Source organism: Chitinophaga sp. RAB17 (assembly GCF_052114225.1).
In the GTDB taxonomy this organism is placed as follows: Bacteria; Bacteroidota; Bacteroidia; order Chitinophagales; family Chitinophagaceae; genus Chitinophaga.
The window spans coordinates 1,005,213-1,017,712 of sequence record NZ_JBFREI010000001.1 but is presented as its reverse complement, the minus strand read 5'-3'; the positions used below and the strand labels follow the sequence as shown (position 1 = coordinate 1,017,712).

The 12,500-nt window shown below is 45.0% G+C and carries 14 protein-coding genes; 7 read left to right on the top strand and 7 right to left on the bottom strand.

The features are described 5' to 3' along the window. The first annotated feature begins 8 nt into the window (after positions 1-8). The 3 genes from AB4Z08_RS03885 to AB4Z08_RS03875 are packed head-to-tail and all read left to right on the top strand — an operon-like array spanning position 9 to position 3,500. Positions 9-1,400 carry a RagB/SusD family nutrient uptake outer membrane protein gene (locus AB4Z08_RS03885; RefSeq protein WP_441572458.1) on the top strand — a complete coding sequence of 464 codons (1,392 nt, stop codon included), beginning with the start codon at positions 9-11 and terminating at the stop codon, positions 1,398-1,400. Next, positions 1,400-2,440, top strand: a complete 1,041-nt coding sequence (locus AB4Z08_RS03880; protein WP_441572457.1) for a cyanophycinase — start codon at positions 1,400-1,402, stop codon at positions 2,438-2,440. Before AB4Z08_RS03885 ends, AB4Z08_RS03880 begins: the two co-directional genes overlap by 1 nt. A 22-nt stretch (positions 2,441-2,462) precedes the next feature. Further along, positions 2,463-3,500 carry an isoaspartyl peptidase/L-asparaginase family protein gene (locus AB4Z08_RS03875; protein ID WP_441572456.1) on the top strand — a complete coding sequence of 346 codons (1,038 nt, stop codon included), beginning with the start codon at positions 2,463-2,465 and terminating at the stop codon, positions 3,498-3,500. A gap of 65 nt (positions 3,501-3,565) precedes the next feature. On the opposite strand, the gene AB4Z08_RS03870 is transcribed toward AB4Z08_RS03875, so the two are convergent. Then, on the bottom strand, positions 3,566-3,838 hold the full coding sequence (locus AB4Z08_RS03870; protein WP_441572455.1) for a hypothetical protein: 273 nt from the start codon (positions 3,836-3,838) through the stop codon (positions 3,566-3,568). A 178-nt stretch (positions 3,839-4,016) separates the two neighbouring features. On the opposite strand from AB4Z08_RS03870, the gene AB4Z08_RS03865 reads away from it, so the two are divergent. Further along, the gene (locus tag AB4Z08_RS03865) at positions 4,017-4,460 is read left to right on the top strand and encodes a hypothetical protein (RefSeq protein WP_441572454.1); all 444 of its coding nucleotides are present in this window, start codon (positions 4,017-4,019) and stop codon (positions 4,458-4,460) included. Positions 4,461-4,463: 3 nt separating this feature from the next. On the opposite strand, the gene AB4Z08_RS03860 is transcribed toward AB4Z08_RS03865, so the two are convergent. Both AB4Z08_RS03860 and AB4Z08_RS03855 read right to left on the bottom strand, forming a co-directional pair. Then, complete coding sequence (locus AB4Z08_RS03860; protein WP_441572453.1) at positions 4,464-5,213, bottom strand: LytR/AlgR family response regulator transcription factor; 750 nt, start codon at positions 5,211-5,213, stop codon at positions 4,464-4,466. After that, positions 5,210-7,915: a sensor histidine kinase gene (locus AB4Z08_RS03855; protein ID WP_441572452.1), complete on the bottom strand. Its 2,706-nt coding sequence runs from the start codon at positions 7,913-7,915 to the stop codon at positions 5,210-5,212. The genes AB4Z08_RS03860 and AB4Z08_RS03855 overlap by 4 nt, the downstream gene beginning before the upstream one ends. Positions 7,916-8,096: 181 nt before the next feature. On the opposite strand from AB4Z08_RS03855, the gene AB4Z08_RS03850 reads away from it, so the two are divergent. Together AB4Z08_RS03850 and AB4Z08_RS03845 are read left to right on the top strand one after the other, a co-directional pair. After that, positions 8,097-8,675 (top strand): Crp/Fnr family transcriptional regulator, encoded by a 579-nt coding sequence (locus AB4Z08_RS03850; protein WP_441572451.1) that lies wholly within the window; start codon positions 8,097-8,099, stop codon positions 8,673-8,675. Between the two features lie 63 nt (positions 8,676-8,738). After that, entirely contained in the window at positions 8,739-9,152 is a 414-nt protein-coding gene (locus tag AB4Z08_RS03845) for a DUF4267 domain-containing protein (protein WP_441572450.1), read from the top strand. Positions 9,153-9,192: 40 nt separating this feature from the next. Here AB4Z08_RS03845 and AB4Z08_RS03840 read toward each other — a convergent pair whose 3' ends face one another. The 3 genes from AB4Z08_RS03840 to AB4Z08_RS03830 form a co-directional block, all read right to left on the bottom strand. Beyond that, positions 9,193-10,176 carry a hypothetical protein gene (locus tag AB4Z08_RS03840; RefSeq protein ID WP_441572449.1) on the bottom strand — a complete coding sequence of 328 codons (984 nt, stop codon included), beginning with the start codon at positions 10,174-10,176 and terminating at the stop codon, positions 9,193-9,195. A gap of 175 nt (positions 10,177-10,351) precedes the next feature. After that, positions 10,352-10,825 (bottom strand): PRC-barrel domain-containing protein, encoded by a 474-nt coding sequence (locus AB4Z08_RS03835; protein WP_441572448.1) that lies wholly within the window; start codon positions 10,823-10,825, stop codon positions 10,352-10,354. Between the two features lie 32 nt (positions 10,826-10,857). Then, on the bottom strand, positions 10,858-11,484 hold the full coding sequence (locus AB4Z08_RS03830) for an OmpA family protein (protein ID WP_441572447.1): 627 nt from the start codon (positions 11,482-11,484) through the stop codon (positions 10,858-10,860). Between the two features lie 81 nt (positions 11,485-11,565). Between AB4Z08_RS03830 and AB4Z08_RS03825 the strand changes: the two genes are divergently transcribed. Beyond that, the gene (locus AB4Z08_RS03825; RefSeq protein ID WP_441572446.1) at positions 11,566-11,754 is read left to right on the top strand and encodes a hypothetical protein; all 189 of its coding nucleotides are present in this window, start codon (positions 11,566-11,568) and stop codon (positions 11,752-11,754) included. Here the strand turns inward: AB4Z08_RS03825 and AB4Z08_RS03820 are convergent. After that, positions 11,739-12,494, bottom strand: coding sequence for an RNA polymerase sigma-70 factor (locus AB4Z08_RS03820; protein ID WP_441572445.1), 756 nt, complete (start codon positions 12,492-12,494; stop codon positions 11,739-11,741). The two genes, AB4Z08_RS03825 and AB4Z08_RS03820, sit on opposite strands and share 16 nt — an antisense overlap. Positions 12,495-12,500 lie beyond the last annotated feature (6 nt).

Below are 12,500 nucleotides of genomic sequence, written 5' to 3'. Positions count from 1 at the left end.
AGTAACTCATGATGATCCGTCATTTAAGATACCTGGTGTTGCTGTTGCCTTTTTTAATTCTTTCCTGTAACAAGCAACTGGACCTGCAACCTACTGATAGCATTATTGATCCGGAAAGAACCTTCCGTAATGTGGCCGACCTGAATAGTGGGCTGCTGGGAGCTTATTCGGAGTTAACGTATAACACCATCTACAGCGTATCGCTGCTTACAGATGAATGCACCCTCCCCAATGAAAATAACCTGGGCAGGGGCGTGGCTTCTTACCGTTGGCAGATAGATCCGGGTAGCACCACTATAACCGGTTCTTTCGGGGAATATTATATCACCATAGACCGGGTGAACCGCATATTGGGAGCGATGAACAGGGTACCTGCCAAAGGGGATGATATTGCTTTGAAAGACAGGTACCGCGGCGAAGCTTTAGCACTACGCGCTTATTGCCATTTTCAACTATTGCAAAGTTATGCGGAAGCATACGATCCCGCTGCCATGGGCGTACCATTTATGGATACTTCCATCATTAGTTTTCCTGCCCGCAACACTTTTGGTGCGGTGATGGCTGCAATAGAAAAGGATCTGCAACAGGCCAGCACTTTAATTCCTGCTGATGCCAATGACAATTCCCGTATCACATTGACGGGTGTATCTGCCATCCGCGCCAGGGTAGCGTTGTACGAAAAGAAATGGGATGATGCGATTACCTACTCCACTGCTGCAATTAATGCGCTGCCACTGGCCAGCGCCGCCGATTTTCCGGGCATTTGGACAGATACCAAACAATCAGAGGTGATCTGGAAACTGAAGCAGGTAGCCAGTGTGAACGATCCAATAGGCGCTGTTTATTATGATGGAGATGTTGTTTATTATGCTCCTTCTTTTGAATTAATTAACACCTTTGATAAGGACAATGATGTCCGCTATGGCGCCTATATTCTCTTCGATGATACCCGTGGAGATGGTACTTCAGAGTACATCGTCAATAAATATTTTGGCCCGGATGGTAACGTCGGACTTACAGATATCAAGCTTTTCAGAACCGGTGAAATGTACCTGATCAGAGCAGAAGCCCTGGCAGAGAAAAGTAAAGTGGCCGATGGCGCTGCCGATCTGAACGACTTACGTGCCGCACGTATCAACGGATATACGCCGCAAACCTTCAATGATAAAGATGCATTGATTGCTGCTGTTTACACTGAACGCTTTAAAGAACTGGCCTTCGAAGGACAACGGTTATTTGACCTGAGAAGACGCGGTTTATCTGTTACCAGGGAGCCGGCAGATGCGATCAACGCACAGGGAGCAGTACTCCTCAAACCCGGTCAGAAAGGATATGTATTTCCTATTCCTGATGCAGAAACGAAGGCGAATAAAAATATGAAACAAAATCCAGGCTACTAATGAAAATAAGCACTCTTCTTCCATTTATAACAGCAACGGCTATATGTTTTAGCGCCTGTAATCAGCACACAAAACAACTCCCCGCCATACCAGGTCGTCCGGGATCTATTGGCATCATTGGCGATACCGCTGATATTACCACACCCGTACAGGGCGGCATAGCATTGATTGGCGGTGGTGGCAATGTGGATGGCGCTTTCCAATGGATGATCGCACGCAGCGGTGGTGGTGATGTAGTGGTCCTCACCGCCTCCGGAAATGGTAGCTACAATCATGACATCGATTCGCTGGGGAAAGTGAATTCCGTAGAAACACTCAACATCACCAGTCGCGAGCTGGCCAACAATGATACCCTTGCCAACATTATCCGCAACGCCGAAATGTTGTTTATTGCAGGCGGCGACCAGTCGCGCTACATGAACCAATGGAGAAATACCAAAGTAAATGCGGCCATTAATTACCTGCTGCAGGAAAAGAAAGTGCCGGTAGGTGGTACCAGCGCTGGCTGTGCTATCCTGAGCGGCCTTTACTACAGCGGAGAAGGCGGTAGCGCCGTTTCGGATTCCGTACTGGCCAATCCGTACGACTCGTTGGTAACGCTATATAACAACGATTTTCTGCACGCACCTTATTTGAAGGATGTGATCAGCGATCAGCATTACCTGAAGCGTGGTCGTGAAGGCAGACATGTCACTTTTATGAGCCGTATCATCAAAGATCATGGTATCTTTCCGAGGGGAATTGCACCGGATGAAAAAACAGCTGTTTGTATCGATGAACAGGGGATGGCCAAAGTATTTGGCGTAAGCAAAGCCTGTTTCATTTTAACAGATAGTCTGAAAAAACCTGAACTTTGTGAAAAGGGACAGCCGCTGCAATGGAACCATAATGGTCAGGCGTTGAAGGTATATGAAATCCCCGCCAGTGCTTCCGGCGACGGTAGCTTCTCTGTCGCGGATTTTGATCCGGCCAAAGCCAGCGGTGGTACCTGGTATTGGTGGTGGGTGGAAAACGGTCACCTGAACAAGAAAGCCATTTGATTACTTCTTAATAAACGTTGATATGAAAGGTAGGTTTTGTTATTTGTTTTTCCTGGTGCTGGGTGTGCATCTTTTCTCACCAGCGATGGCGCAGGAAAAATCTTCCTATGTATTGGTGATTCATGGAGGGGCAGGTACTATTCTCCAGAAGAATATGACTCCGGAAAAAGAAGCCGCTTATAAAGCTTCCTTGAAACAGGCGCTGGAAAAAGGATACAAGGTGCTACAATCCGGAGGTAGCAGTCTGGATGCGGTAGAAGCTACCGTTAGAGTGCTGGAAGATGATTCTCTTTTCAATGCCGGTAAGGGCGCTGTTTTTACGCATGAAGGCCGCAACGAACTGGATGCTGCTATCATGAATGGTAAAACCAGGGCAGCCGGCGCGGTAGCAGGTGTAACCACGGTACGTAACCCGGTAAGCGCTGCCAGGGCAGTGATGGAAAAATCAGAACACGTGATGATGGTAGGGCCCGGCGCAGAAAAATTTGCCAAAGAAGCCGGACTGGAAATAGTGGATCCTTCCTATTTCAGAACTGAGTCCCGCTGGAGAGATCTGCAAAAAGCCCTGCATGAGGATTCTATTGCGGCAGCTAAATCCAACGCCTATACGAATCCGGAGAAGCTGGGCATCAAAAACAAAGACTATAAATTTGGTACCGTAGGCGCCGTAGCGTTGGACAAACAGGGAAACCTCGCTGCAGCCACTTCTACCGGAGGTATGACAGATAAAAAATATGGCCGCATCGGCGATTCACCTATTATTGGCGCAGGTACTTACGCCAACAACCAGACCGCGGCTATTTCGTGTACGGGTTGGGGTGAGTACTATATCCGTAATGTGGTAGCGTATGATTTATCTGCACTCATGGAGTATAAAGGACTGAGTGTACAGCAGGCCGGTAATACTGTTATCAAAAAAGTAGGTGCTATGGGCGGCGATGGTGGTCTTATTGCATTAGACAAGAAAGGTAACATGACCATGTCCTTTAATACAGAGGGTATGTACAGAGGTGCAGTTACCAAAGATGGTAAAATTGAAATTGCTATTTATAAAAAATAAATGATTTACGGATGCCGGTATAAGCCGCCTGAATGGGCTGGCAAGTACCCGCATCCGTAAATATTTTACCCTTTCAGGGGACCTTTTTCCGAGTCATCTTCTTCCGGATTTTCATCGTCTATATCCTCATCTGTTATATCCTCTTCTTCCAGTAACTCATCTATTTCCACATCATCGTCTTCCTCATCCAGTAATTCATCGGAAGTGTCTGCTCCCTGCCGGGATTGCTCATCCTGGTTGCCTTTTGGCGGCACGGGTTGTTGTTTACCCTGAATAATATCATCAGGTTGCAGATCATCATCGCGCAGCGGGCCGGGTGTGTTAGGTTGTGTTCTCATGATTAAAAAGTTTATATAAGGGGTCCAAACATCGCACCATACAAAAAGTATTGGTTGTCAGCATTTAAAGAATGCCCCTGTTGCGTAAATAAATACACAGTTATAATCACATTAGGGAATATGGCGAAAAGTGATATTTTTGAGCCGTCAATTGTAAAAAACAAGACCCTACTATCCAATGAGAAGATTATTATCCGTACTAACCCCGGTATGTTTATTGTTAGCCGCCTGTACCAGCCACCATGATGAGCCTTATGCAGGAAACTGGATACAGATCACCCGTATTAACAACGAATACGTGATATACGTTCCCTGCGCCCTGGACCTTAGAAAAATGAAGGTAACTGATTCGGCTATTCATGAAGTGTTGCCTATGGAAGTAAATGACTGCCGTATTGTTAATATAACTACAGCGGGCGAAGGCTACCACCTGAAAGGAAAAGAATCCATCTATACTTTTAAGTGGATGGATCAGAAAAAAGGGACCGCAGAATGGACTATTCAGTACTCGGCTTCTTCGCCGGAAGAGAAGGTGTTTTTTGTAAACAGTATCCACGAAAAGGAATTCAAAAAAGTGCATCAGCCGGAAAGTGATTGTAATACCAGCAGCGATGCGAGGTAGTGGTTATTTCATCAGCAGTTTAAGTACTTCTTCTTTTCGCTGCCTGGAAACAGGTACCTGGCTCCCATCTTCCATGGAAATGGCGCCACCTTCTGTTTTTATCCAGGCAGTTATTTTGCGGCTGTTAACCAGGTGCGACTGATGCGTGCGTATAAAGTGCTGGCCGGTTAGGAGGTCGTTATACTCTTTGAGTGTTTTGCACACGATTATTTTTTTTTGTCCGGAGATATATACATGTGTGTAGTTGCCTGCAGCTTCGAGGCGTATAATATCTTCCGGTGCCGCAAAAACAATTTTATCTGCGAGGGGGAAGGCGATGCGGTTTTCTGCTATTGGCTTGCCTATATTGGCGATTAATTCCCGGAGCCGGCTGTTTTCCTGCTGCGGAATAATTTGTGTGATGGCTTTTTCCACTGCACCGGATAGTTCCAGTGCATCAATAGGTTTCAATACATAGTCAATGGCGCAGGCTTTTACGGCAGCAATGCCATACTGGTCATAGGCCGTTACAAAAATTACTTCAAAGTTTCGGGGGACCGGAAGGGATTGTAGCAGCTGGAAACCAGACCCACCGGGCATTTCAATGTCCAGGAAAATAAGTTGTGGTTCCAGTTGCTTAATAAGTTTTAATGCGGTTGCGGCGGAATTGGCTTCTCCGGCTATCTCTACTGACGGACAATATTCTGCCAGCAGTACACGGAGGTTGTCCCGGCTTTTATCTTCATCGTCAACTATAATGCTTATTATTTTCATGCAGTTTCAATTGGAATAGTTAATAATGCCGTAGTGCCGTTCCCGTTACTAATATGCAGATGAGCGGATTGTCCGGCTATGCTGAATAGCTGCAACCTTTCCCGCACCAGTTTTAATCCCATGCTTTTATGTGTACCCTTGTCAATGTCCGCCGGGTAAAATCCGTTTCCATTGTCGTGTACAGAGATCAGTAAAGTAGCGTCTTTTTTTACGGTTTTGATATGCAGTGATCCGGCTTTTCCTTTAGCGGCAATACCGTGTATGATAGCGTTTTCCACCAGTGGTTGTAGTATCATACCGGGTATTTCTACCAGGTCAACCGCAATTTCTTCAGCTGTATCCATGTCAAAGGAAAAGTCAAAACGTAGCTGTTCCAGCTCACAATATAAGCGAACCGTATTCAGTTCATCTATAAGTGGCAGGGTGTTTTTTTCTGCATTATGCAATACGCTTCTCAATAGCAGCGAAAATTTTACGAGGTAGGTATTGGCTGCTTTGTATTGGGCTGTATTAATCAGCGATTGAATAGAGTTAAGGGCATTGAAAATAAAGTGTGGATTCATCTGGGAACGGATGGCCTTTACTTCCAGCTCGCGGATGGCGGTTTTCGTGGCTTCCGCTGCTTTGATGTTACGTATGCGTACCCGGTAAATCCATATACCGGCTAAAGCTGTCAATAGGATGGAGCCGAGGCTCCATCCTATGATGTTCATCATATTTGATTTTTGTGTGGTAGAGAGGCGGGGCATTTTAGCTGCGGCATCAATGGCGTTCTGCAGTTCCTTCCATACATTATTTGAGGTAGGTATGTGGTCATCTACTATTCTTCCCCACTGATCCAGTACGACCACGTTACTTTGGTTGCTGTTACTTAGTCCGTATACCGCATATTTATCAGCACCTTTATTTTGCAGTTCAATACAGGTAACATTGGGAAATGCACTAAGCTTACCCACTCTTTCCGGATTGGAGTAAGGTTCCTGTATCCATGCAAATACAAATGATACTTCCGGATGACGCTTTATGATGCTCACCAGCACTGTATCCTGGTAGTAAGCGCCGTCTTCAAATATCACACAGGTAGTTTTACCCGCCTTTGTATCTATCTCATAGGTTTTGCCATTGGCCAGTGGCAGCCTGGAGAAAGGTAAGCGGTTGCCCGGCGCCCAGTGTTCCATCAGTTGCCAGTCTTTTATGATCGGGGCTGTTAAGCTGCTGTCGTCGCAGTTGTGGATAAAGTCTTCAAAGTAAGGCTTCAGCCGCTGATTGGCGGTCCAGCTTTTTTTCATCAGTTCCTCATGGATTCCTTTGGCCAACTTAAAATACAGTGGATAGCCCTTAAGGGTGGATAGCAGGGCAAAGTAATCGCTGTAAAAGGAAAATGTCTCCGTACCGCCGCCCGCAGATATGCCGATGCGTGTTTTTTGATAAATAAGGAACCAGTCCAAATAATACGTGTAGAAGTAGTTAGTGGGGTAGGGGTTCATAAGCACAGGCATATTATCGATGCCACTGGTGATTATTTCCGGTATCTGCTGAAACGGCCTGAGGGAGCTATCTGCCTGGAAGTTATGTGTGTAAAGGAAAATCAACCAGTCATCAGCAATACGATATTTCCAGGCGGTTTTATAATAATCAAGGCTGACGGGTGTCGCCTTTCCTTCATACGATTTCAGTATGGTATTGAATTTAGCACTGGCTGTTTCCTGTGTTGTAAAGACTTCCGTTAATCTTTGGGACCAGCTCATATTACTGAGACCATTGTTATTAATGTCGAAGACACTGGAGATATCATCGGCCAGTTTGCAGCTCCAGGCGGCATTACCGGTTAGGCTCATAGGTAAGGAAGTATCCGCCGCTGCATGAATAATCAGTGTATCTCCCGGCATTAAAAAGAGTGCATGGGTATTTTTTTTCGTGAAAAAGTAACCTGTTTCGGGTTTGGTTAATAGCAAGGAGCAGGAGAATTCCCCCCGATCGTTTACCGGAACATGGAAGGTACTGTCACCTATCTGAATGGTCGCTTCCTCGTTGTGTGTCTGCTTCAGGATACCTTTTACCAGTACATTACCATTCACCGGAAAAGAGGCCGCAATGAGCAAGTGTGAATATGACCCGGTATTACCCGGAATCCGTAGTGGTGCGCCATTTTCCTGACTGCGGTGGTCCAGCACTTCCTGTACCATTGGCCGGACCTCTTCCACCTGCATGGCCCAATAGGTGGAGGTAGCATATACGCCCACCCGCGTTTGTGGGCTATAGTCGGCCAGCGTCACTGGTAAAGGAGGCTGTTTTTTATCTGCTTCCAGCGACACGATTTTGCCCGCCGCGTTGATCTCCAGTAGGAAGGTGCCTTTAGGAGGCTTTTTATCCAGCCCTTGTTGATAAACAGGATAATAACTGTCAGACCCCATCCAGCCTCCGGCAGCTCCCTGGGGATTATTGAAAATGATCCTTTCCTGGGTGATGCTATATTGCTGATTTCCGTTGGGCAGTTGCCGCAGCAGCAGGTACCGCAATACATACCGCCTGGTAAAGAGCATGACTGGCTCCTGGCTGGCATAAGGGCCATTTTCTGTGCCCAGCGTTGTCTGCATATCGAACCAGTCGCCCGGTTTCAGTGCAAAATACCCTGGTTTGTCCTGCGCCGGCAACAGGTAGGGCAGGCATAACAGCAATAGTAAATAAACTGTTTTTTTCATGATACAATAATTTTATTGTACCAAAGCTATCTGTATCAGAAGGCCCGGTTTCTATTCACCTAGCAGATGGTAAGGCTGACTGAATATCCGGTGAATATATAACCGAAATAGGTATACGCATAACTTTTATAAAAACGCTGCTGCTGATGATAGCTTCCGTAAATGTTTTATTTTTATAAATATGAGCCAACAATTAGTCAATTCAATAAAATACCTGATCCGGTTGACTGAGGAAGAAGAATCGCTTTTACCAACGCTTTTCAACCGGGTAACGCTGAAAAAAAATGAATACTTCCTGCAGGAAGGAAAAGTATCCGGTCACGTGGCCTTTATAGAAAAAGGGCTGGCAGGGTACGTAATGACCCACAACGGAGAGGATGTCCATTTTTATTTTTCCCGCGAAAATGAATGGGTGGGTAACTACGAAAGCTTTCTTTCCCGGCAGCCATCTACTAAAAGCATCATTGCACTGGAACCTTCTGTATTGTGGACGATTTCCAAAGAGAACCTGCAAAAAGTGTTTGATACAGTGAAGGAAGGAGACCGGATGGGCAGACTAATCATAGAAGACGTTTTTGTGAAGTCATCAAAACAACTGACTTCTTTATATACCGGTACGCCGGAAGAACGCTATCACGAGTTCTTTGAGTTGTTCCAGGATATCCAGCACCGCGTTCCCCAATACATGATCGCCTCTTTTATTGGTGTGAAGCCACAATCCCTGAGCAGAATCCGGAGCCGGATGGCCAATAAGCATTAGTTAACCCAGGTGAACGAAATTGTATTTTCAGAAGTGGAAATTTGTGTTATAAAATCATCGCATATGACACGTTACAATTTCTTTAAGTACCTGACTATTGTATCCGGTTTAACACTGGTTTTTATTGGCTGCAGATTCCTGTTACAACCGGAAGGGGCAGAGGCTGGATTTGGACTGCATTTCAATGAAAACGGAGATTATTCTTTCCACTATATAAAAGGTATCCGCGACCTGTTTACAGGTACCGTGATCACTTTGCTGGCTGCGTTAAATATGCGGAAGGCGCTGATGATCGTATTGTTGTCCGGTATTTTTATTCCGATTGTAGATATGACCCTGGTGCTGCAGGCTACTCATGGCAATGTGATGACTGCTATGCCACATATTACCGCTATTGTTTTAACAGCTCTGGCAGCAGTAGGGATCCATTTTTCCGGACGCCCGGTCAGCGCAAAGCAGCTGCCTTTACCAGCATAAATCAATGACAGCCGGTGTTCATATCAGTGAGCACCGGTTGCTATTCGTTTACCGGCTGGCTTTTACGGAATATATCTCCCCAGGTTTTAATATAGTCGGGAGATAAGGCAGCGGACTTCTTCGCTATGAATACGGCATGAAAAGACTTTGCTCCTTGTACAATATAGTATAGCTGAGATTCATGGGTGGGATCACCTGCATCATCCGGTGATTCTATTTTGAACAGGGCCCGGCGGCGGCCAGGCAGATTCTCTTTACTCAGCAAGGTAACTTTTGCTTTGGCTGATTTTTGAATTGCCGCATCCGTGAAGCTTTTGATGGCCTGATCGATGTTGCTGATCTTCACATTTTCCATGGTCATGGCGTAAATCATCTGACTCCACTTTTCAGGTGTTTCATCATCCGGTAAGTATTGCCGGGTCACAAAATGATCTACTTCCGTATCGGATATCAGCTTCCATTTTGTAGTACCTGGAAACGCTATTTTAAGCCGTTCTTTTCGCATCGCCCTGCCTGTTTGTAATGAATTCCCAATCTGGTGGAACAAGGGTGCATAAACGGCTGAAAACGCCGATAGCGTAGTAGCGCTCAGCAGGTAGGCTTTTTGGTCGCTATAGGCGATGAATAGGGTGGCAAAAAAGGTATCAGGTAAATTGGGCTCCATGTGTATTTCATCCAGCCATACGGTACGTTTACCATTGCTGATGATGCTGCCGGAGTCCAGGAGTTTAAAGAAAGGATTATGACTGGTGTAGTTGAGCAGCTTTTTTACAATGTTATCAACATTGGATGCAGGCTCCCGGAGGATGCTCACATTGAAGTTTTCCGGCGCTTTCTGGCTGCTGTCGCCGAAAGTCCGCTGCGCTACAAATTTAATAGCAGGTGCTTTGGTGTTTTTCCAAATGGTCCATCCGTTGGGTACTCCCACGGAAAAATTATGTAGGGTATCTCTGTAGTTAACTAATTCCTGTCCGTTGGAAAAGAAAGGAAGTAGTAGAAAACACCAGATTAGTATTGGTTTCATTCCAGGCTATTTATCCACAAATAAACATCTTTTTTCAGACCCGGCTTGCACTAAAAGTGACTGCTGCATAGTGCAATACCACCGGGAGGCTGTCTTAAAATAAAAACAGCCGCCTCAATTGGAGGCGGCTGCTCTATGTGGGTTAACACATACGGATGAATATGAAGGCAAGTGTTTATACACGGTCATCTTTCGGATACCTGGGCGCATAAAACCGGTTCTGGTCAAATTGCTCATGGTCGTAAAAATCGCTGTTGGTATTATTGCTGCCCGGAACTACAAATACATTCCGGATATCCTGTTCTGTTTCGGGTGTAACGATCACTCCTTTTTCGTAAAATGGTAAAGCAGTAATATGAGTGGCAGATATTTCCGGCAGTAATACCGTATCATTTTTTTCATGTAGCACCGCTATCCCTATTGGAAACAATACTTTACGATCTGTTAATCCTACGTTGTTACCTTTGAGGTTAATCACGAGATAGCGTACCCGCCTTGATTGTGGGTTAAACAGCAGATCTTCGACTCTTCCCAGCTTATGTCCCTGCAGGTCTTCCACATCCCAGCGTCTGATATCCGGTTGTCCCTGCACTATTTCAAAGTTGCTGCCGCTTAATTCTTCCAAACGATTATTTTCAGTAATAGACATGGCAATAAATTTTTGTGATGATGAAATCAATATTACTTACCAGGGAAGGCCACTATTTCCACACTCCGGTTCTGTTGTCTGCCTGCTGCATTATTATTATCGGCTAATGGTTTTGTTTCGCCCAGTGAATGCACAGAAATTTTATTTTCTGCTACATCTCCATGCTGTATAAGCCAGATTTTTACGGCTGCCGCACGTTCTGCTGCCAGCTGTGAATTATGATCGGAGGTGCCTTTAGCATCTGCATGTCCATATACACCTATCTGTGCATGGGGGAAACGCTTGTTAAGAGACGCAGCTATCTGTTTTAACTGGCTGTCTGCATCGCCTTCCAGTGTACTCTTGTCTGTGGCGAAAAGAATATTTTCTCCCAGACTATATATGGTATACTGGTCATTACTTCTTACTACAATTCCTTTTCCGGTTACTTCTTCATATTGTGTATCCGGAGCATTGAAGTTGACATTGTTCCAGTCAGGATCAGCTGCCACTATAGGTTTGCTGGTGCTTGCAATAGTGTCGGTAGTAGCAATGACAGACTGATCTTTATTATTGCTGCGCATGAGGAAAAAAAGAATAACGGCAACGATTAATAATCCTATTATCAACCATATCCACATGGAACTTTTTTTCCTGGGTTGAACTTCTAAGTGTGCCATATAAATGTAATTAGGGTTTGTGTATATTTTGGATGAGTGCATCCAAATAGTTTCGTTAGATATAAGACAATCATTATACCAATGCCGGAAACAAGCCGTCAGCAAGGTGTGCGGTTGGGTTTAATAAGCCTGATGTACAAGCGGTTAGCGAGTTTGAACGCCATCGTGCAGCAGCGTGTATATGGTGGTAAAGAGCCCGGTTGGGGAATCCCGGTAGCCCCTGTTTATGGTCTTTTTCCTACGTATTGCGGAAATTATATGCCTGCATAGACAGACATCGCAATGAGCAGCATGCCAACACGATGTTCTGCTCTCAGTTCCCTGCGTAATACCTGTAATGCCTTACTCATATGCTTCTCCACTGTTTTTACAGAGATGCCCATTTCCTGTGCAATTGCTTTGTAGCCCATATTACCGTAGTAACTCAGCATAAAAACTTCTCTGCACTTCTGTGGTAATGTATTAATACTACGTGCGATCTGATTTTTTAATTCATGTTGTTCCAGCTGCACAGGTTGTACCACTTCCTGTTGATAAGCTTGTCTGATCAATACCTGGTGATGATTTTCCTGCAGTAATTTATTGCGCAATAAATTAGATACTTTATACTTTACAGCATTGTTCAGATAACCGTTGATATTCACATCTGCTGCTATTTCATCTCTCCTGAGATATAAACTGATAAAAATATCCTGTATAATATCCTTTACCTGCTCACGATCTTTCAATATACGGAATGCCTGGTTGCTGAGTGCCACCACAGTAGATTCATACAACTGCTCAAATGCTTTTGTATCGCCTTTCCTGGCCTGTTGCCACAGGCTGTCGCATGTATGGTGACTGTTGGAGTAGATAAGAATGTGGTTTTGCGGGCAAAGATATTTACTGTGAGAAGCTTTGTATGTTAATTTATGGTAAACAACTTTTCCAATGTTAACTAAATATGAATTCCACTTTTTTTGTAAAAACGGAGTGGGGGTAAATAGTCGTTGAAGTGATAAGTATAGCAAACACGC